Here is a 19,808-nt window from a genome sequence, read left to right as displayed (position 1 = left end):
GTAGTCCGAATCCCGCCGAGGTAGTTCCACACGTGCCGAGGTAGTCCAGATCTCCGCGAGGTAGTTCGGATCCTGCCGAGGTAGTTCGGGCAAAAGGGGTGAAAGGTGTTCTTTTGTCCGCCTGTTGAACTACCTCGCCGCTTCTCGGACTACCTCGCGGAGATCTGAACTACCTCGCCGAAGCTCGGACTACCTCGGCGGGTGAGGTCGAGCATCTGGCGGCCGGGTGGTGGTCAGAGCGGGGTCACCGTGCCGCGGAAGTGCTGGCGGCCGCGGCCGCCGTTCCAGCCGACGTACGCGAAGCCGTCGGCGTCGGGCGTCACCGCGACGTCGACGGTGCCGGGCAGCAGCACGGGGGACGCGAACTCCACCGTCCAGCGGTAGTCGTCGCCGCGCGCGTGCCCGACGTCGGCCAGCGCCCGGGCCGCCGTGTACATGCCGTGCGCGATGGCGCGCGGGAAGCCGAACGCCTTGGCGGACAGGGCCGACAGGTGGATCGGGTTCCGGTCGCCCGAGACGGCGCCGTAGGCGCGTCCGGTGCCCGGGCCGAGCGCCCAGCGCCCGGTGGGCAGGGGTGGGGTCCAGGTGCCCGCGGGCGCGCGCTCCTCGCCGTCGGGCTCCTGCGCCGCTCCGTCGGCGTCCGCCGCCGTCCACGGGAGGTGGAAGCCCTTGGCCAGGTAGGTCGACACGCCGCGCCACACGGGCGCGGAGCCCGGGTCGGCCTGCCGCCGCACCTCGGCGACGAGGTCCACCTGCACGCCGCGCTTGTGCGGGCGCAGGTTCTCGGCCCAGGCGCGCACCTCGAGCACGTCGCCCAGGACGACGGGCCCGCGCAGCTCGACGGCGTTCGCCAGGTGCACCATCCCCAGCAGCGGCAGGGGGAAGTCGCCGCGCACCATGACCGCCGTCGCCAGCGGGAACGCAAGCACGTGCAGGTAGCCCGCCGGCAGCACGTCGGTGACGGGCTCGTGCAGCAGCCGCTGGTAGTCGTGCAAGTGGTGGGCGAGGTCGGCCGTCGGCACGCCGGTGACGTGGTAGGCGACGTCGGGCAGCGTCAGGGGCGCGGGCTCGCCGTCCCCCTCGGCGGACCGGGCCTGCCCGATGACGGGCAGCCCCGGCATGGCCCGTCCGGCGGCGATGCGCCCGGAGGCTGCGGCCCCCCGCGCGTACAGGGTGCCGAGCCCGGGCAGCGTGGGCAGGGTCTCGACCCGCAGCGGCTCGCCGGCGCTGGTGGCCGGCGCGGTGGCCGTCACCGCCCCACCAGGTTCTGCCCGCACACGCGCAGCACCTGCCCGTTGACGCCGGCGGACGCCGGCGAGGCCAGGAAGACGATCGCCTCGGCGACGTCCACGGGCTTGCCGCCCTGCTGCAGCGAGTTGAGCCGCCGGGCCACCTCGCGGGTGGCGAAGGGGATCGACGCGGTCATCTCGGTCTCGATGAAGCCCGGCGCGACGGCGTTCGCGGTGCCGCCGCGCGCGGCGACCAGCGGCGCCGTGGCCCGGGTGTGCCCGATGACTCCGGCCTTGGAGAAGCCGTAGTTGGTCTGCCCCTTGTTGCCTGCGATGCCGGAGGTGGAGGCCAGCGACACGATGCGCAGCCCGTCGACGCCCTCGCCCCCGTCGAGCCCGAGCAGCTGCTCGTTGATGCGCAGCTGCGCCTCGAGGTTGACGGCGATGACGGCGTCCCACTGGGCGGGCTTCATGTTGGCGAGCAGCTTGTCGCGCAGGATGCCCGCGTTGTGCACCACGATGTCGAGGCCGCCGTGGCGTGTACGCGCGTGCTCGAGGATGCGTCGGCCTGCGTCGTCGGACGTCACGTCGAGCTGCAGGGCGGTTCCGCCCACCGCGTTGGCGGTGCGGGCCAGGCCCTCGCCGGCCGCGGGGACGTCCACGCACACGACGGTGGCGCCGTCGCGCGCGAGGGTCTTCGCGATCGCGGCGCCGATGCCCCGGGCCGCGCCGGTGACGACGGCGACCTTCCCGGCGAGCGGGCGGTCCCAGTCGGCGGGCGCCTCGGCGTCGGCGGGGCCGACGGGCAGCAGCTGGCCGTCGACGTACGCCGACCGGGCGGACAGGAAGAACCGGAGCGTCGCCAGCGTCGACGTGCCGTCGACGGCGGCGCCGTCCGTGAGCACGATCCCGTTGCCGGTGGCGCCGGCGCGCAGCTCCTTGGCGAGGGACCGCAGGAAGCCGTCGACGCCGTTGCGGGCCGCGGCCAGGGCCGGGGCGTCGCCGTCGGCCGCAGCGCGCGAGACGGTGACGACGCGCCCGTTGGTGGCGAGCCGGCGCAGCACGGAGCCGGTGGCGAGCACGGCCGAGGAGACGTCGGTGGGGCGCGCCGTCTCGGTGAGCACCAGCAGGACGGCGCCCCAGCGGGCGTCGTCGGTGGGCTGACGGCGGACGTCGAGGCCCCAGCCGAGCAGCTCCTTGGCGAGCGTGTCCGCGTCGCCGGTGGAGGCCTCGTCGGAGACGACGAGCACCGGGCCCACGGTGAGCGGGTCGCCCGCGCGGAAGCGGCGCAGGATCGCGGGGCGCGGCAGGCCGAGCTTCTTCGCGAGCGTCTTGGTGAAGCCGGAGTTGACGGCCCGGGTGTACGAGTCGGTCCGGGTGGAGTCGGTCATCGGTTCCTCCCCGCTCAGACGGACTCGACGACGGCGGTGGCCCCGAGGCCCCCCGCGGCGCAGACGGAGATGAGGGCGCGCGCCGGCCGGCCGGTCTCGGCCGCCTTCGTGGCGACGAGCTTGGCGGCGGTGGCGAGGATCCGCCCGCCGGTCGCGGCGAACGGGTGGCCGGCGGCGAGCGACGAGCCGTTGACGTTGAGCTTGTCCCGGTCGAGGCTGCCGAGCGGCGCGTCGAGGCCGAGCTCGGCCTTGCAGTAGTCGGCGTCCTCCCACGCGGCGAGCGTCGTGAGGACCGTCGACGCGAACGCCTCGTGGATCTCGAAGAAGTCGAAGTCGTCGAGGGTGAGGCCGGTGCGGGCCAGCAGGCGCGGCACGGCGTGCACCGGCGCCATGAGCAGGCCGTCGTGGCCGTGCACGAAGTCGACGGCGGCGGTCTCGGCGTCGACGAGACGCGCGAGCACGGGCAGGTCCCGCTCGGCGGCCCACGCGGCCGACGACAGGAGCACGGTGGAGGCGCCGTCGGTCAGCGGGGTCGAGTTGCCCGCCGTCATCGTCGGCTCGGCGGGCTCGGCGAGCCCACGGCCGAACACCGGCTTGAGCTTCGCGAGCTTCTCCAGCGAGGTGTCGGCGCGCAGGTTGTCGTCGCGGGTCAGGCCGCGGAACGGGGTCACGAGGTCGTCGAAGAACCCGGCGTCCCACGCGGCGGCGAGGTGCTGGTGGCTGGCGAGCGCGACCTCGTCCTGCGCGGCGCGCGAGATGCCCCAGCGTGCCGTGGTGATCGCCTGGTGCTCGCCCATCGACAGCCCGGTGCGCGGCTCGTCCGTGGCGGGGGTCAGGGGCTTGAGGTCCGACGGGCGGATCTTCGCGAACGCCTTGAGGCGGGCCTGCAGCGTCTTGGCGTGGGAGGCGTCGAGCAGCGCGCGGCGCAGACCCTCGCTCACGGCGACGGGGGCGTCGGAGATCGTGTCGGTGCCGCCGGCGATGCCGGACTCGATCTGGCCGAGGCGGATCTTGTTCGCGACCGTGATGGCGGCCTCGAGCCCGGTCGCGCAGGCCTGCTGGAGGTCGAACGCCGGGGTCTGCGGCGACAGGGACGACCCGAGGACCGACTCGCGGATCAGGTTGAAGTCGCGCGAGTGCTTGAGGACGGCGCCGCCCACGACCTCCCCGATCCGCTCGCCCTGCAGGCCGAAGCGGGCCACGAGGCCCTCGAGGGCGGCGGTGAACATCTCCTGGTTGGAGGCGTCGGCGTACTTCTTGCCCGCGCGCGAGAACGGGATGCGGTTGCCGCCCACGATCACGGCGTCACGCACGCCCGCGGGAGCGGACGGCGCATCGGTCGGGGAAGTCCTCCGGGACGTGCTCCGGGGGGAGCCGTCGGACGGCTTGCGTGTAGCCACAGCGATAGATCCTTCACTCCGTCGGTCAGGTAGGACTCACAGTACCTGATACTCTCAGTCCCGTGAGACGAGTCACAAGGTGCGGCCGATGACGGCCGCAGAGCAGCTCGACGGCCGGTCGGTCGTGCACCAGGGCCCACGGTCGAGCATGGACGGTCGCTCCACGAGATGGGACGACCATCGTGCCGCGCGGCGGGCGCAGCTCGTCAACGCCGCGCGCAAGGCCGTGCACCGCGGCGGTCCCGGGGTCTCGATGGACGAGATCGCGTCCGAGGCGGGCACGTCCAAGTCGATCGTCTACCGGTACTTCGACGACAAGGCGGGGCTGCGCCTCGCCGTGGCCGCGCACGTCGTCGCGACGATGCACGACGCCCTCCGCGAGGCCGCCGAGGCGGCGCCCACCCCGCACGCGGCCCTGCGCGCGATGGTCCGGGTGTACCTCGAGATGATCGAGCACTCGCCCAACGTCTACTGGTTCGTGACGAGGACCGCGATCGGCGGCAACGAGCCCGCGCCCGGCGTCGCCGGCACGGGGCAGGTCGAGGCGCTCGGCGCGTACCTCGACTCCGTCATCGAGCTGGTGGCCGAGCCGTTCGCCAAGGCCGTGCAGGTGCCGCCCGCGCTCGCGGCCGCCTGGGCCGCCGGGGCCGTCGGCTTCGTGCGCGGCGCCGGCGAGTGGTGGCTCGCCCACGACTCGGGACCGGACGGGCGCGACCGCCTCACCCGGGAGGAGCTCACCGAGAAGGTGACGCTCTGGCTGTGGACCGGCCCCGTCGGTGTCCTCCACCACGAGGGCGTGACGCCTCCCGACCCTTCGACCCTGACCCCCGCACCCCCGCAGGAGAACCGATGACCACGACGTCCGACCGTCCCGCGACGACGCAGGCCGCGCCCGCCCCCAAGGCGACCCCGCGCGTCGACGTCGCCGGCCTGTCCGAGCAGCTGCTCGGCCGGTGGCCGGAGTGGCGCCGCCACGCGCGCGCCCGCGCCACCGACCCGACCTTCTGGAAGGACGAGTCGCTGTCGATGGCCGAGCACCGCGAGCGGGTGCTCGAGCAGATGCGCCGGCTCGCCAAGGAGGACGAGAAGCACCAGGTGTGGCTCGCCTTCCCGGAGCGCCTGGGCGGCGGGAACTCGCCCGGCGCCAACCTCGCGGGCTTCGAGGAGCTCGTCGTGGCCGACCCGTCGCTGCAGATCAAGGCCGGCGTCCAGTGGGGCCTGTTCTCGTCGGCGATCCTGCACCTGGGCACGCCGGAGCAGCAGGACCGCCTGCTGCCCGGCGCGATGGACCTGTCGGTGCCGGGCGCGTTCGCGATGACCGAGATCGGGCACGGCTCGGACGTCGCGTCGGTGGCCACGACGGCCACCTACGACCCCGAGACCGAGGAGTTCGTCATCCACACGCCGTTCCGCGCGGCGTGGAAGGAGTTCCTCGGCAACGCGGCGGTGCACGCCACCGCGGCCACCGTCTTCGCCCAGCTCATCACCAACGGCGTCAACCACGGCGTGCACTGCTTCTACGTGCCGGTGCGCGACCCGAGGACCATGGAGTTCCTGCCCGGGATCAGCGGGCACGACGACGGCCTCAAGGGCGGCCTGCGCGGCGTCGACAACGGGCGCCTCGCCTTCGACCACGTCCGCATCCCGCGCACCGACCTGCTCGCCCGCTACGGCGCGGTCGCCGCGGACGGCACGTACTCGTCGTCGATCGACAGCCCCGGGCGCCGCTTCTTCACGATGCTCGGCTCCCTGGTGCAGGGGCGCGTCTCGCTCGACGGCGCAGCCTCGACCGCGTCGAAGCTCGGCCTGGCCATCGCGGTGAAGTACGGGGCCCAGCGCCGCCAGTTCACCTCGTCGTCGCCGATCGAGGAGACGGTGCTGCTGGACTACGCCACGCACCGCCGCCGCCTGTTCCCGCGCATCGCGGAGACGTACGCGACGCACTTCGCGCACGACCGCCTGCTCGACCTGTTCGACGACGTGTTCTCCGGCGAGAAGGACACCCCCGAGAACCGCGAGGACCTTGAGACGATGGCGGCGGCGCTCAAGGCGACGTCGACGACGTTCGTGCTCGAGACGCTGCAGGAGGCCCGCGTGGCCTGCGGCGGCGCCGGGTTCATCACCGAGAACCGCATCACGAGCCTCCACCACGACATGGACGTGTACGCCACGTTCGAGGGCGACAACACGGTGCTGCTGCAGCTCGTGGCCAAGCGCCTCGTGGGCGACTACGCCAAGGAGCTCAAGGGCGCGACGTCGACGCCCGCCGGCATCGCCCGGTTCGTCGTCGACCGCGCCGCGGACGCGGCCCTGCACCGCACCGGCCTGCGCCGCGCAGGCCAGGCGATCGCCGACGTCGGCGACCCGCGCCGCGCGGCCGGCCACCTGCGCGACGCCGAGACGCAGCGCGAGCTGCTGGCGGACCGCGTCGCGACGATCGTCGAGGACGTGGCCATGGCGCTGCGCCCCGCCCAGAAGGCCGACCCGGTCACCGCCGCGCGGATCTTCGACGAGAACCAGGTGCAGCTCGTCGAGGCCGCCCGGGCGCACGCGGACCTGCTGCGCTGGTCGGCGTTCACCGAGGCGCTCGAGCAGATCGAGGACCCGGGCACCCGCCGCGTCATGACCTGGGTGCGCGACGTCTTCGGCCTCACCCTCATCGAGCGCAACCTCGCCTGGTACCTGATCCACGGTCGGCTGTCCGCGCAGCGCGCGCGGACGGTGACGTCGTACGTGGACCGGCTGCTCGACCGCCTGCGCCCGCACGCCGTCGACCTCGTCGACGCGTGGGGCTACGGCCAGGACCACCTGCGGGCGGTCATCGCGTCCGGCATCGAGGCGGAGCGGCAGGACGAGGCGCGGGCCTACTACGCCCAGCAGCGCGCCGACGGCACCGCGCCGATCAGCGAGAAGGCGCTGAAGAAGCAGAAGCGCTCCTGACGCCGATCGCGGGTCGAGCCTGTCGAACCCCGGTCGTGGGGTCTCGGCAGGCTCGACCAGCGGGACGGGCGCGCGTCAGGCGGCGGCGGGCGTCGGCTCGCCGGCGCGGACCGGCTGCGGGTACTCCTCGACGGCGGCCGGCACCGGGACCGCCACCTCCGCGGGGGCCGGTGCGGCGTCGTCGGCGGGCTGCTCGTCACGCAGCGGCAGCCCGAGGGTCACGGTGGCCGGTCGTGCGACGCGCGGCGGCGGGGCGGCCATCGCCACCGCGGCCGCGCCACCGAGCCCTGTCAGGAGGGCGGCCCATGCCACCCACGTCCAGCCGAGCGCCGCGGAGGCGCCCAGCAGCGCCCCGTCCACGACCCCGACGACGAGCCCCATGACGAGCACCCGTCTCATGCCTACCTCCCACGGTCCGCCTCATCCGTGCCATTCCAGGAGACGACACGACGGGCGGTCGTGCATCCGCTGGGCAGACCGTGCAGGTCACAGGTGCGTCACGGTCGCCCGTCGCGGTTCCACGTGTCGATGCCGACGGCCGGAGCGGGGACCGGCGCGGACGCCGGCGGGTCGACGTGCCCGAGCAGCAGGGGCGACGGGGCCGGGTCGAGCGTGGCGCGCAGCTGGTGGTGCATCTCGCCGGCCAGCCGCAGCGCGAGCTCGAACCGGACCGGCGTAACGAAGTCGGCGTGGAGCCGTCCGCCGATCGCGGGGTGCGGGGAGAACGCGAGCACCTCGTCGGGCCGCGGGGCGGTGCCGGCGTCGAGCACCTCGCGGCAGAGGCCCTCCAGGAGGAGGTCCGCCCGGCCGTCCGCGGAGTCGAGCTCCGTGTACATCTCGACGGCGCTGGTCCAGCGCAGCTCGAGCGACCCCTCGATCGTGTCGAGGAACCACCATCCCTCGAGGGACTCGAGGAACACGTCGCCGAAGACGGTCGTGAAGCGGGGCGTCTTGCCGTGGACCCCCAGCCACGACCAGGACGCCAGCCCGTACGCGAACGCGCCGGGAGAGAAGGTTCGAAGCAGTTCCACGTGCGCATCAAACCACCTTGTGGTAAACGGCGAAACCCCCGGCTCCGCTGGGGCTGCACGTGGTCCCGCTCACGGAGAATCGTCACCTGGTCGTGATGTCGGTCAAGGATCCGGGGCATCAGGTCAAGAACGAGTCATCGATGCAGGTCGGGTGCGCGGCGGGCCCTGCGCGCGGAACTCCGCCCCGGCGCCGGCCGTTGACCCTCGGGCGGGCCGGCGACCTCGGCCCGCACCGGAACACCCGAACCCCCGACCCGGAGGTGGAAGCATGCAGACGTCCGCCGAGAGCAGGCGTGTCGACGTGCGCAGCGTCGTGATCACGGGCCTCACGACGGCGGCGTGGTACGCCGTGCCCGACGTCGTGGGCCCCCGCTGGGCGCGGGCCCTGGTCAAGGCCGGGGTGCTGACCGGGGGGCTGGCGATCGGCGTCGCGGCGACCACCGAGGGGCGCTCCGCCGCCCGCGGGGTGCGCGAGGTGCGCGACGAGCTGCGCGACCTGCGCGACGCCGACGGCGGCGCGAGCTCTGGGGCCCGGGCCGAGGGCACGCCCCCCGTCGGCGCGCCCCCCGTCGGCGAGCGGGACGACCGCGAGCGGGACGACCGCGAGCGGGACGACAACGTGCTGGCGGCGGACGGGGCGCTCGACGGCGCGGACCCGCTGCCGGGCCCGGCCGTCGCGGCGGTGGCCGCGGTCGGTGGGCTCGCCCTCGGGGTGTCGGTCGCGGTGGTGTTCGAGAAGTGGGCCTACCGGCGCGGCGAGCGGTGGCGCGCGCAGGGCCGGCGGCTGCCGCACACGCGGGTCGGCCTGATCCTGGGGGTGCTCGCGGCGGCGGCGACCGCGCTCGACCCGTCCGCGTCCCGAGAGCCGGAGGGCCCCGAGGCCTGAGGCGCCCTCAGGCGTCGCCCGTCGTCGACGCCCGGACGACGAGCCGCGGCGGCGAGAGCTCCGTGCCGTGGGCGGGGTCGCCGTCGATCGCGGCGAGCAGCAGCTCCGCCGCGCGCTGGCCCAGCCGGTCGAGCTGCGGGTCCACGGTGGTGAGCGGCGGCCGGCTGGCGAGCGCCATCACGTCCCAGTCGTCGTAGCCCGTCACGGCCACGTCCTGCGGCACGCGCACGCCCCGGTCGCGCAGCCGGTCGCAGCCGCCGCGGGCGAGCTGGTCGGAGGCGAAGACGACGGCGTCCACGGGCAGCGGGTCGCCCGGGGCGTGGTCGCCGAGGACCAGGTCGACCGCGAGCCGCCCCCAGCGCTCGGACCACTCGCCGAACAGCGGCTCGCCCACGAGGGTGCCGCCGCGCTCCTCGAGCGCCGCCGCGAGGGCGGCGTGGCGCAGGGTCGACGCCGCCTGGTCGCCGCGGCCGCCCACGTAGGCGACCCGGCGCCGGCCGAGGGAGAGCAGGTGGGCGGCGAGCGCGGTCATGCCGGCGGCGTCGTCGGGCACGACCGACGCGTCCCGCGGGTCCTGCGACGGCGAGAACGCGTACACGACGGGCATCGGCACCTGGATGGGCGGGCGGGCGTCGGTGGTGCGCCCGGTGACGATGATCCCGTCGACGCGCCGCGCCACGAGGCTGCGCACGTGGTGCTGCTCGCGCACCGCGTCGTGCCGGGCGGTGGCCAGCAGCGCGGAGATCTGCCCGCCGACGAGGGCGTTCTCCGCGCCGAGCACCACGGGCAGCGAGAACCGGCCGGCGGAGTCGGTGCTCAGCAGGCCGACCGTGAAGCTGCGCCGCGCCGAGAGCGACCGCGCCTGGGCGTCCGGGACGAATCCGAGGCGTTCGGCCGCCTCCCGCACGCGGGCGCGGGTGGCGGGCCGCAGCGAGCCGGTGTCGTTGAGCGCCTTCGAGACGGTGCTGGGGGACACCCCCGCCAGGGCGGCGACGTCGGTGATCCGCACGACGCCGGGGGTCTCGGCCATGAGCCCTCCCTGGGATTTCCTGGTGTTCCGCCGGGTACCCGGCGGCTGCGACGATGGTACGCGATCCGGCGGACGAACTGGTGGTTGACGGCTCGGAGCGTGCTCCGTACCGTAAGGAAAACGGATTCCTAGTTTCCTTCCTCGAGGGAGAGGTGCATGTCGACGACGACCTTCCGGACCGTCCGCGGGCCGGCCGAGCCCACCGGCTCGGCGATCACGACCCTGCGACCGTTGCCGCCGGGCAGCGCGACCCTCGACGGCGGGCTGTGGGGGCACCGCCTGCGCGTCAACCGCGAGGCGTCCGTGCCCGAGGGGCTCGGCCACCTGCGCGAGTACGGGAACCTGCGCAACCTCGAGATCGCCGCGGGCCTCGCCGCCGGCGAGGCGACCGGGCCGATCTTCGCCGACTCCGACGTGCACAAGTGGCTCGAGGCCGCCGCGTGGGAGTACGGGCGCGAGCCCGACGAGGCGCTGCTGGCCGACATCCTCGAGGTCACCCGCGCCGTCGCCGGCGCCCAGGCCCCGGACGGCTACCTCGACTCCGTGCCCCAGCTGCGCGGCGTGCCGCGCTACTCGGACCTGCCGTGGAGCCACGAGCACTACTGCGCGGGGCACCTCTTCCAGGCGGCGGTGGCGCAGTCCCGGGCGACCGGGCGGAGCGAGCTGCTCGACGTCGCCGTGCGCCTGGCGGACCATCTCGTCGAGACGTTCGGCGACGGCGCGGGACAGCTCCGCGAGGTGGACGGCCACCCCGTGGTGGAGTCGGCCCTCGTCGAGCTCTACCGGGAGACCGGCACGGAGGCCTACCTCGACCTCGCCCGCTGGTTCGTCGAGGCCCGCGGCACGGGGATCATCGAGGGCCACGGCAAGCAGCCCACGTACTTCTCCGACCGGGTGCGCGTCCGTGAGGCCACGACGGTCGAGGGGCACGCCGTGCGCGCCGTCTACCTCGGAGCGGGCGCCACCGACGTCGCGGTCGAGACGGGGGACCGCGAGCTCCTGGCGGCGCTCGAGCGCCAGTACGCCGCGATGGTCGACGGCAAGCAGTACCTCACCGGTGGCCTCGGCTCCCGCTGGGACGGCGAGTCGTTCGGCGACCCGCACGAGCTGCCGAACGACCGGGCGTACGCCGAGACCTGCGCCGCCATCGGCGCCGTGCAGTGGGCCTGGCGGCTGCTGCTCGCCACGGGCGACGCGCGCTACGCCGACCAGATCGAGCGGATGCTGCTGAACGGCTTCCTCTCCGGCCTGTCGCTCGCGGGCACCGAGTACTTCTACGTCAACCCGCTGCAGGTGCGCACCGGCGCGCACGCCGAGGAGGAGCGCAACCCGGCGGCGGGCCGGCGCCCGTGGTTCGGGTGCGCCTGCTGCCCGCCGAACATCATGCGCACGCTGTCCAGCCTCGAGGGCTACCTCGCGACGGTCACGGACGGCGCGCTCCAGGTGCACCAGTACGCGCCGGGCACGATCGCGGCCGAGCTGCCGGCGGGCGCTCTGCGGCTGCGCGTCGAGACGGCGTACCCGTACGCCGGGAGCGTGACCCTGCGCGTCGAGGAGGCGCCCGCGGGCGCGGGCCTCGCGCTGCGCGTGCCGGCCTGGGCCGAGGGCGCGACGCTCGACGGCGCCCCGGTGGCCGCGGGCGGGTACGCCACCGTGGACCGGGCGCTCGCGGCCGGCGACACCGTCGTCCTCGAGCTGCCGATGGCGCCCCGCCTCACGGCCGCCGACCCGCGGGTCGACGACGTGCGCGGCTGCGTCGCGATCGAGCGCGGCCCGCTCGTGTACGCGCTGGAGCAGGCCGACCAGGGCCCGGACGCCGTCGTGGACGACGTGCGGATCGACGCCGCCGCCGCGCTGGGCGAGGAGGAGCGGCCGGACCTGCTGGGCGGGACGGTCGTGGTGACGGCGACCGGCACCGTGCAGCCCCGGCCCGACGCCGGCCCGTACCGCTCCGCGGCGACGCCCCTCCCGGCCGCCGGGGGCACGACGACGCTGCGGGCGATCCCGTACCACCTGTGGGCCAACCGCGGTCCCCAGGCGATGCGGGTGTGGATCCCCGTGGCCTGACCGCAGCACCTCTCGCGGGGCGCCCGGCGACGGGCGCCCCGCACCCCGCGGGCACCGGCGCCCGCGGGTCGCGGCGAGCGCCCGCACCGGGCGCGGAGGAGGAGAGCGATGGAGCTCACCAGACGGCAGCTGCTCGCGCTGCTGGGTGCCGGCGGCGCGGCCGCGGCCCTCGGCGGGTGCGCGCGCGACCTGGCCGCCGCCGACGTCGGCGCCCCCGGGTTCGGGGACGGCGCGGGCGGCACCGTCGAGATGTGGTGCCGCTCGGACACCGTCAACGGCGTGCAGGCGGTCGTCGACGCGTTCCACGCGGCCCAGGACCGCGTCCGGGTGCGGCTCACGCCCATCCAGAACGGCCAGTACGTCACCAAGGTCGCGACGGCGATCCGCGGCGGGCGGGTGCCCGACGTCATCGACATCGACGACATCTACTCGACGATGTTCGCCTTCCGCGACGTCTTCACCGACCTCACGCCCCTGGTCGAGGACCTGGCGCTCGGCGACGCCCTCAGCCCCGGGCACCTGGCGCTCGCCACCAAGGACGGCAGGCACTACGGCGTCCCGTTCCTGGGCGACTTCTCGGTGCTGTTCTGCAACACGGAGCTGTTCGAGCGCGCCGGCCTGGACGTGGACGAGCACACCGCGTCGTTCGACGGCATCCTCGAGGCGGCCCGCGCGATCACGGCGCTCGACGACGACACCTACGGCTGGTCGTTCCCCGGGAACGCGTCGGGCGCGCTCGGGTTCACGGTGCAGCCGCACGTCTGGGCCACGGGCACGGACCTCATCGCGGGCGAGATCGGTGACCAGCGCGGCGACGTGGCCGGCAACGAGGCCCTGCGCCGCACCCTCGACCTCGAGCGCACGCTGTGGGACGAGCAGCTCGTGCCGCCCGGCTGCTTCGCCGACGACGCGTCGCGCTGGTCGGCCGACTACGTCGCCGGCCGGCTGGGGATGTTCCCCGGCGGGTACGGCGTGGTCGCGCCCAACGCGTCGCCCGAGCTGCTGGATCGCAGCCGCGTCGTGCTGCTGCCCGGCCCGGACGGCGGTCGCGCGTTCTTCGACGGCGGCGACAACCTGTGCATGCCCGCGGGCGGGAAGAACCCCGAGGGGGCCGCCGAGCTCATCCGCTTCGCCGTCTCCCTCGAGCAGCAGGCGCGGATGCCGGACGGCTTCTACTCGCCGGTGCGCTCCGACGTCGTGACCCCCGACTTCGAGGCCGAGCACCCGCTCGTCACCCCCACGCTGGCGTCGCTCGACTCCGGCTACGCGCCGACGACGCTCGCCTACAACCTCATCTACAACCAGCAGGACGGGCCCTGGCTGCGCATGTTCCGCCGGGCCGTCTTCGACGGGGAGGTCGATGCCGCCATGGACGAGGCCCAGACCACGTACGACCGCATCCTGCGGCAGGCCGAGGCATGAGCGCGCCGGCGGTCACGAGGCCCGCCGACGCCGCGCCGGCGCGGACCACCGGCCCGCGCCGCCCCGCTCGGCGCCACGGCACCCTCACCCACCCGGCGCGCACCGGCCTGCTGCTCGTCGCGCCCGCCGTCGCGTTCGTCGTCGTCTTCGTGCTGGTGCCCCTCGTCTCCGCGGTGGGCATCTCGTTCACCAACCTGCCGCTCATCGGGCCGTGGCGGTTCATCGGGCTGGAGAACTACGCGTCGGTGCTCACCGACCCGGCGTTCTGGCGGGCCGTCGGGTACACGCTGCTGTACACGGCGATCGTCACGCTGCCGATCCTCGCGCTGGGCTATGCGCTCGCGGTGGTCGTGCGGTCGAACCGTCGCGGCGCCACCGCGCTGCGCACGATCTTCTTCGTCCCGTACGTCGTCGGCCTCACCACGCTGAGCTTCCTCATGCTGCTCGAGGCGCAGCCGAACAGCGGCATGGTCAACGTGGTCCTCAAGGCCCTCGGGATCACCGACGGCACGACGGCGTGGCTCGTGGACGGGCCGCTCGCCACCGGGCTGCTGTGTGCCATGGTGATCTGGGCCGTCTCCGGCCTCACGATGGTGCTGCTCATGTCCGGGATGCAGGGGATCCCGCGCGAGGTCTACGAGTCGGCCGAGATCGACGGCGCGTCCTGGTGGGTGCGGGAGCGGTCGATCACGATCCCCATGCTGCGCCGCACCATCGCGATGACCGTCGTGCTGTCGGTCATCGGGTCGCTGCTGGCGTTCACGCAGTTCTACATCCTGACCCAGGGCGGCCCCGGATCGGACACCACCACCGTGGTGATGGCGATCTACCGGCGGGCGTTCGTGCAGCTGCAGCTGGGGGCCGCGACGGCGATGTCGCTCGTCCTGGTCGTCATCACCGGACTGGTCACCGCGGCGCAGTTCTGGCTGCTGCGGGAGAGGAGCTGACATGGCCGCCGTCACCGGGACGGTCGCACCGCCCGCCGGGCCGGAGCGGGACACCCGCGTGCGCCGCACGCTCTACGTCGTCGGGGGAGGGCTCGCCGCGCTGGTCTTCGTGGTGCCGCTGCTGCTGGCGCTGGTGCGCGCCGGCCAGCCGGGCGACGTCGTCGTCGCCGCGCCGGACGGCCGGTTCCTCGACCTGTCGTGGGTCAACTTCCGGCTCATCCTCGACCAGCCCGAGATCTGGCGCGGCATCGTGAACTCCGTCGTCGTCTCGGTGGCGACGGCCGTGCTGACGGCCGTCCTCGCGACGCTCGCCGGGTACGGGTTCGCCAAGTTCGGCTTCCGCGGGCGGGGTGTCCTGTTCGGCATGGTGCTGGTGACGCTCATGGTGCCGTTCCAGGCGATCCTCACCCCGCTGTACCTGCAGATGAACGCCATGCGGCTCACGGACAGCCTGCTCGGCCTCGTGCTCTTCTACACCACGGTCAACCTGCCGTTCTGCGTGTTCGTCATGCGCAACGCGTTCGAGTCGGTGCCCGGCGAGATCGAGGACTCGGCGCACGTCGACGGCGCGGGCACCCTGCGGATGATCGCGTCGGTGCTGCGGCCGCTCGTGCTGCCCGGAGCGGCGACGGCGGCGCTGTACGCGTTCCTCGCGTCGTGGACGGAGTTCCTCGGCGCGCTGACGTTCCTCACCGACTCGTCGCTGTACACGCTGCCGGTGTCGCTGGTGAACCTGCAGCAGGGCGCCTACGGGCAGGTCGACTTCGGGCTGCTCGCCGCCGGGTCGGTCGTCGCGATGATCCCGTGCGTGGTGCTGTACGTGGCGCTGCAGCGGTACTACGTGGCCGGTCTCGCCTCGGGGTCGGTGAAGGGCTGAGACCGCCGTCAGTCGTCGAAGGCGCCCCAGCAGATCGGGCTGCGGGCCCGCTGGTCCTCGAGCACGAGCGCGCGCAGCTCGGCCGGGATCCGCTCCCGCTGCCAGTCCCGCTCGGCGAGCCGGGCGGCCTCCCGCCCGGCCTCCGGGGCGGCGGCGCTCGCGGCCCGGATCGCGTAGGCGGCGGCGCCCAGGTCGTGCGCGGCGACGTGCGCGACGGCGACCGCCTGCCCGGCGGCGAGGGCGGCGAACCGGGCGGGGTCGGGGCGGCCCTTGCCGGCGGCGTTCGCGACGAAGGCGGTGCGGTGCGCCTCGCGCATCGGCACCTCGCCCCGGATCCAGCCGCGGGCGACGTCGAGCGCGTGCCGCGGGCGGTCGTCGTCGGGCGCCTCGCGCTCGAAGAGGGGCAGCACGTGGTCGGCGCAGGCCACCGCCCACTCGGCCAGCATCCGGTGGTGGTCGTCGGTGAGCCTCCCGCCCCGGCGCACGGTGATCAGCCGGGGGTCGCGGTCGGTGGGCAGGATCGGCACGCCCCCATCCTGCCCGGCACCGTGCCCGGCTGCCGTCCGGCCGCCGTCGGGAGCGCCGGCGCGCGCCGGTAGACTGACCGCGCGCCGTGTGGGCGCCCCCGCCCGGACCGACGCCGGATACCGGCACCGCGAGGCGGTGCGGCGATCACCCGGCCCGAGCACCCGGAAGATTCCGGCCGCCCGCGCCATTCGTACTCGTGCGACCCGAGGGAAGTTGATGACCGCCGCTGCCGACCGTGCCGATGCCGTGTCCGCCCCCCGCCCCCAGCTGGACACCGTCGAGAACGCCGCGTCCACGCCCGACGAGGTCCAGCCGTACGCCGAGCTCGGCCTCAAGCCGGACGAGTACCAGCGCATCCGCGACCTGCTCGGGCGCCGCCCGACGGCCGCCGAGCTGGCCATGTACTCCGTGATGTGGTCCGAGCACTGCTCGTACAAGTCCTCCAAGGTGCACCTGAAGAAGTTCGGCGACCGGGTCACCGACGAGATGAAGGAGCACCTGCTCGTCGGCATCGGCGAGAACGCGGGCGTCGTCGACGTCGGCGACGGCTGGGCGGTGACCTTCAAGGTCGAGTCGCACAACCACCCGTCGTTCGTCGAGCCGTACCAGGGCGCCGCAACCGGTGTCGGCGGCATCGTCCGCGACATCATCTCGATGGGCGCGCGCCCCGTGGCGGTCATGGACCAGCTCCGCTTCGGCGCCGTCGACCACCCGGACACCGCGCGCGTCGTGCACGGCGTCGTGAGCGGCGTCGGCGGCTACGGCAACAGCCTGGGCCTGCCCAACATCGGCGGCGAGCTGGTCTTCGACGGCTCCTACCAGGGCAACCCGCTCGTCAACGCGCTGTGCCTGGGGGTGCTGCGCCACGAGGACATCCACCTCGCGAACGCGTCTGGAGTGGGCAACAAGGTGGTCCTGTTCGGCGCCCGCACCGGCGGCGACGGCATCGGCGGCGCCTCCATCCTCGCCTCGGAGACCTTCGAGGACGGCGTGCCGGCCAAGCGGCCGAGCGTGCAGGTGGGCGACCCCTTCATGGAGAAGGTGCTCATCGAGTGCTGCCTCGAGCTCTACGCCGCCCAGGTGGTGGAGGGCATCCAGGACCTCGGCGCCGCCGGCATCTCCTGCGCCACGAGCGAGCTCGCATCGAACGGCGACGGCGGCATGCACGTCTGGCTCGACGACGTCCTGCTGCGCGACCCCACCCTCAACGCCGGCGAGATCCTCATGTCGGAGTCGCAGGAGCGCATGATGGCGGTGGTCACGCCCGAGAAGCTCGACGAGTTCCTCGCGATCACCGGCAAGTGGGACGTCGAGACCGCCGTCATCGGCGAGGTCAACGACTCCGGCCGCCTCACCATCGACCACCACGGGCAGCGGATCGTGGACGTCGACCCGCGCACCGTCGCGCACGAGGGCCCGGTCTACGAGCGTCCCTACGCCCGCCCGGCGTGGCAGGACGGCCTGCAGGCCGACACCACCGTGGCCGCGGGCCTCGCCCGACCGACGTCGGCCGACGACCTGCGCTCGACCGCGTTGCGCCTGCTCGCGTCGCCGAACCTCGCGTCCAAGGCGTGGGTGACGAACCAGTACGACCGCTTCGTGCAGGGCAACACCGCGCTCGCGCAGCCCGACGACGGCGGCGTGGTCCGCGTCGACGAGACCACCGGCCGCGGCGTCGCCCTCGCGACCGACGCGAACGGCCGCTACGGCAAGCTCGACCCCCGCACCGGCGCCCAGCTCGCCCTCGCGGAGGCGTATCGGAACGTCGCGACGGCGGGTGCGACGCCCCTCGCCGTGACCGACTGCCTCAACTTCGGCTCGCCCGAGCACCCCGACTCGATGTGGCAGCTCGTCGAGGCGATCGAGGGCCTCGCCGACGCGTGCCAGGAGCTGGGCGTGCCGGTCACGGGCGGCAACGTGTCGCTGTACAACGGCACCGGCGAGCCCGGGCAGATCGACTCGTCGATCCACCCGACGCCGGTCGTCGGCGTGCTGGGCGTGATCGACGACGTGCGCACCGCGGTGCCGTCCGGCTGGCGCGCCGAGGGCCTGTCGATCCTGCTGCTGGGCCGCACGGCCGACGAGCTCGACGGCTCCGCGTGGGCCGACGTCGAGCACGGCCACCTCGGCGGCCTGCCGCCCGGCGTGGACCTGGCGGCCGAGCGCGCGCTCGCGTCCGCGCTGGTCGAGGCGCGCGAGCAGGGCCTCGTGGCGGCGGCGCACGACCTGTCCGAGGGCGGCCTCGCGCAGGCGCTGCTCGAGGCGTCGCTGCGCTACGGCGTGGGGGCCGACGTCGCGCTCGACGGCGTGACCGGCCGGGACGGCGTGACGCCGTTCGCCGCGCTGTTCAGCGAGTCCACCGCCCGCGCGCTGGTGGCCGTGGACCCGGAGCACGAGTCCGAGCTCGTCGCGGTGGCCGAGGCCGCCGGCGTCCCGGTGCTGCGCCTGGGCCGCACCGGCGGGGACGCGCTCGTCGTGGCCGGCGGCTTCGACGGCGAGACGTTCACCGTGCCGCTCGCGGAGGCCCGCGAGGCGCACGAGGGCACGCTGCCGCGCATCTTCGGCTGACCGACGTCGCGCGGGGCGCCGTCTCGTGGCGTGAGATGGCGTCTCGCGAACGTCTAGGCTGCGAAGGTCGTGCGTGTGCCGTGCCGCCCTCCGGGCCCCGCGGGCGCGCTCCCCAGAACTCGGGAGGAGCCCCCATGGAAGACCGTCTGCAGCCTGTGTTCGCCGAGGTGCTGCGTCGTAACCCCGGCGAGGTGGAGTTCCACCAGGCGGTGCGCGAGGTCTTCGAGTCGCTCGGCCCGGTGCTGCGCAAGAACCCGCAGTACGTCGAGGCCGCCGTGCTCGAGCGCATCTGCGAGCCGGAGCGGCAGATCATCTTCCGTGTGCCGTGGGTGGACGACACGGGCCGCGTGCGGATCAACCGCGGCTTCCGCGTCGAGTACAACTCCGCCCTCGGCCCGTACAAGGGCGGCCTGCGCTTCCACCCCTCGGTGTACCTGGGGATCGTGAAGTTCCTCGGCTTCGAGCAGATCTTCAAGAACGCCCTCACCGGCCTGCCGATCGGCGGCGGCAAGGGCGGCTCCGACTTCGACCCGCGCGGCCGGTCCGACGGCGAGGTCATGCGGTTCTGCCAGTCGTTCATGACCGAGCTGTACCGCCACATCGGCGAGTACACGGACGTGCCCGCCGGCGACATCGGCGTGGGCGCCCGCGAGGTCGGCTACCTCTTTGGCCAGTACAAGCGGATCACGAACCGCTACGAGTCCGGCGTGCTCACCGGCAAGGGCCTCACGTGGGGCGGCTCGCTCGTGCGCCGCGAGGCCACCGGCTACGGCGCTGTCCTCTTCGCCCAGAGCATGCTCGGCACGAAGGGCGAGAGCCTCGACGGCCGCCGCGTGTCGGTGTCCGGCTCGGGCAACGTCGCCATCTACGCGGCCGAGAAGGCGCAGCAGCTCGGCGGCCGCGTGATCACGTTCTCCGACTCGTCCGGCTACGTCGTCGACGAGGAGGGCATCGACCTCGACCTGCTCAAGGAGGTCAAGGAGGTCCAGCGCGGCCGCGTGTCCGACTACGTCGACCGCCGCCCCGGGGCCCGCCTGGTCTCCGACGGCAGCATCTGGGACGTCCCGACGGACGTCGCGCTGCCCTGCGCCACCCAGAACGAGCTCTCCGAGGCCGACGCCAAGCAGCTCGTGGCGAACGGCGTGCGCGCCGTCGCGGAGGGCGCCAACATGCCCACCACCCCGGAGGCCGTGGCCCTGCTGCGCGAGGCCGGCGTGCTGTTCGGCCCGGGCAAGGCCGCGAACGCCGGCGGCGTCGCGACCTCCGCGCTCGAGATGCAGCAGAACGCGTCGCGCGACTCGTGGAGCTTCGACTACACCGAGTCCCGCCTCGCCGAGATCATGACCGGCATCCACGACAACTGCCTCGCCACGGCGGAGGAGTACGAGGCGCCCGGCGACTACGTCGTCGGCGCCAACGTCGCCGGCTTCACCAAGGTCGCCGACGCGATGATCGCCTTCGGCGTCATCTGAGGGCTCCGGGCTGTCCGCAC

16 protein-coding genes are annotated in these 19,808 nt (G+C 74.1%); 9 read left to right on the top strand and 7 right to left on the bottom strand.

Annotated elements, in window-relative coordinates; translation table 11 throughout:
• Positions 1 to 233 precede the first annotated feature (233 nt).
• Genes AAG589_RS15665 through AAG589_RS15655 form a run of 3 tightly spaced genes read right to left on the bottom strand, consistent with a single transcriptional unit; the run spans position 234 to position 3,933 of the window.
• Positions 234 to 1,253: a MaoC family dehydratase gene (locus tag AAG589_RS15665; RefSeq protein WP_430568203.1), complete on the bottom strand. Its 1,020-nt coding sequence runs from the start codon at positions 1,251 to 1,253 to the stop codon at positions 234 to 236.
• A complete protein-coding gene (locus tag AAG589_RS15660) occupies positions 1,250 to 2,620 on the bottom strand; it encodes a 3-oxoacyl-ACP reductase (RefSeq protein WP_430568202.1) in 1,371 nt (456 codons plus the stop codon). Before AAG589_RS15660 ends, AAG589_RS15665 begins: the two co-directional genes overlap by 4 nt.
• Positions 2,621 to 2,634: 14 nt before the next feature.
• Positions 2,635 to 3,933, bottom strand: coding sequence for an acetyl-CoA C-acetyltransferase (locus tag AAG589_RS15655; protein WP_430568201.1), 1,299 nt, complete (start codon positions 3,931 to 3,933; stop codon positions 2,635 to 2,637).
• A 175-nt stretch (positions 3,934 to 4,108) separates the two neighbouring features.
• Between AAG589_RS15655 and AAG589_RS15650 the strand changes: the two genes are divergently transcribed.
• Both AAG589_RS15650 and AAG589_RS15645 read left to right on the top strand, forming a co-directional pair.
• Positions 4,109 to 4,873, top strand: coding sequence for a TetR/AcrR family transcriptional regulator (locus AAG589_RS15650; protein ID WP_430568200.1), 765 nt, complete (start codon positions 4,109 to 4,111; stop codon positions 4,871 to 4,873).
• Positions 4,870 to 6,960 (top strand): acyl-CoA dehydrogenase family protein, encoded by a 2,091-nt coding sequence (locus AAG589_RS15645; RefSeq protein ID WP_430568199.1) that lies wholly within the window; start codon positions 4,870 to 4,872, stop codon positions 6,958 to 6,960. Before AAG589_RS15650 ends, AAG589_RS15645 begins: the two co-directional genes overlap by 4 nt.
• A gap of 75 nt (positions 6,961 to 7,035) precedes the next feature.
• Here AAG589_RS15645 and AAG589_RS15640 read toward each other — a convergent pair whose 3' ends face one another.
• A complete protein-coding gene (locus AAG589_RS15640) occupies positions 7,036 to 7,359 on the bottom strand; it encodes a hypothetical protein (protein ID WP_430568198.1) in 324 nt (107 codons plus the stop codon).
• A 98-nt stretch (positions 7,360 to 7,457) separates the two neighbouring features.
• The gene (locus AAG589_RS15635) at positions 7,458 to 7,991 is read right to left on the bottom strand and encodes a hypothetical protein (protein WP_430568197.1); all 534 of its coding nucleotides are present in this window, start codon (positions 7,989 to 7,991) and stop codon (positions 7,458 to 7,460) included.
• A 268-nt stretch (positions 7,992 to 8,259) separates the two neighbouring features.
• Between AAG589_RS15635 and AAG589_RS15630 the strand changes: the two genes are divergently transcribed.
• Entirely contained in the window at positions 8,260 to 8,877 is a 618-nt protein-coding gene (locus AAG589_RS15630; RefSeq protein ID WP_430568196.1) for a hypothetical protein, read from the top strand.
• A 7-nt stretch (positions 8,878 to 8,884) separates the two neighbouring features.
• Here AAG589_RS15630 and AAG589_RS15625 read toward each other — a convergent pair whose 3' ends face one another.
• Positions 8,885 to 9,907 carry a LacI family DNA-binding transcriptional regulator gene (locus AAG589_RS15625; protein WP_430568195.1) on the bottom strand — a complete coding sequence of 341 codons (1,023 nt, stop codon included), beginning with the start codon at positions 9,905 to 9,907 and terminating at the stop codon, positions 8,885 to 8,887.
• Positions 9,908 to 10,063: 156 nt separating this feature from the next.
• Between AAG589_RS15625 and AAG589_RS15620 the strand changes: the two genes are divergently transcribed.
• The 4 genes from AAG589_RS15620 (at position 10,064) to AAG589_RS15605 (ending at position 15,220) form a co-directional block, all read left to right on the top strand.
• Positions 10,064 to 11,974, top strand: a complete 1,911-nt coding sequence (locus tag AAG589_RS15620) for a glycoside hydrolase family 127 protein (protein ID WP_430568194.1) — start codon at positions 10,064 to 10,066, stop codon at positions 11,972 to 11,974.
• 108 nt (positions 11,975 to 12,082) lie between these two features.
• On the top strand, positions 12,083 to 13,396 hold the full coding sequence (locus tag AAG589_RS15615; RefSeq protein WP_430568193.1) for an ABC transporter substrate-binding protein: 1,314 nt from the start codon (positions 12,083 to 12,085) through the stop codon (positions 13,394 to 13,396).
• Positions 13,393 to 14,343, top strand: coding sequence for a carbohydrate ABC transporter permease (locus tag AAG589_RS15610; RefSeq protein WP_430568192.1), 951 nt, complete (start codon positions 13,393 to 13,395; stop codon positions 14,341 to 14,343). Before AAG589_RS15615 ends, AAG589_RS15610 begins: the two co-directional genes overlap by 4 nt.
• Position 14,344: 1 nt before the next feature.
• Positions 14,345 to 15,220: a carbohydrate ABC transporter permease gene (locus AAG589_RS15605; protein ID WP_430568191.1), complete on the top strand. Its 876-nt coding sequence runs from the start codon at positions 14,345 to 14,347 to the stop codon at positions 15,218 to 15,220.
• Positions 15,221 to 15,228: 8 nt separating this feature from the next.
• Here AAG589_RS15605 and AAG589_RS15600 read toward each other — a convergent pair whose 3' ends face one another.
• A complete protein-coding gene (locus tag AAG589_RS15600; RefSeq protein WP_430568190.1) occupies positions 15,229 to 15,747 on the bottom strand; it encodes a putative immunity protein in 519 nt (172 codons plus the stop codon).
• A 217-nt stretch (positions 15,748 to 15,964) separates the two neighbouring features.
• Between AAG589_RS15600 and purL the strand changes: the two genes are divergently transcribed.
• Complete coding sequence (gene purL / locus AAG589_RS15595; RefSeq protein WP_430568189.1) at positions 15,965 to 18,316, top strand: phosphoribosylformylglycinamidine synthase subunit PurL; 2,352 nt, start codon at positions 15,965 to 15,967, stop codon at positions 18,314 to 18,316.
• 134 nt (positions 18,317 to 18,450) lie between these two features.
• Positions 18,451 to 19,788, top strand: coding sequence for an NADP-specific glutamate dehydrogenase (gene gdhA / locus AAG589_RS15590; RefSeq protein WP_430568188.1), 1,338 nt, complete (start codon positions 18,451 to 18,453; stop codon positions 19,786 to 19,788).
• The last annotated feature ends 20 nt before the right edge of the window (positions 19,789 to 19,808 follow it).

The sequence above is a fragment of the Isoptericola sp. F-RaC21 genome (genome assembly GCF_038593535.1).
In the GTDB taxonomy this organism is placed as follows: Bacteria; Actinomycetota; Actinomycetes; order Actinomycetales; family Cellulomonadaceae; genus Isoptericola.
The sequence above is the reverse complement of the archived record's forward strand: the minus strand, read 5'-3'. Positions and strand labels throughout refer to the sequence as shown.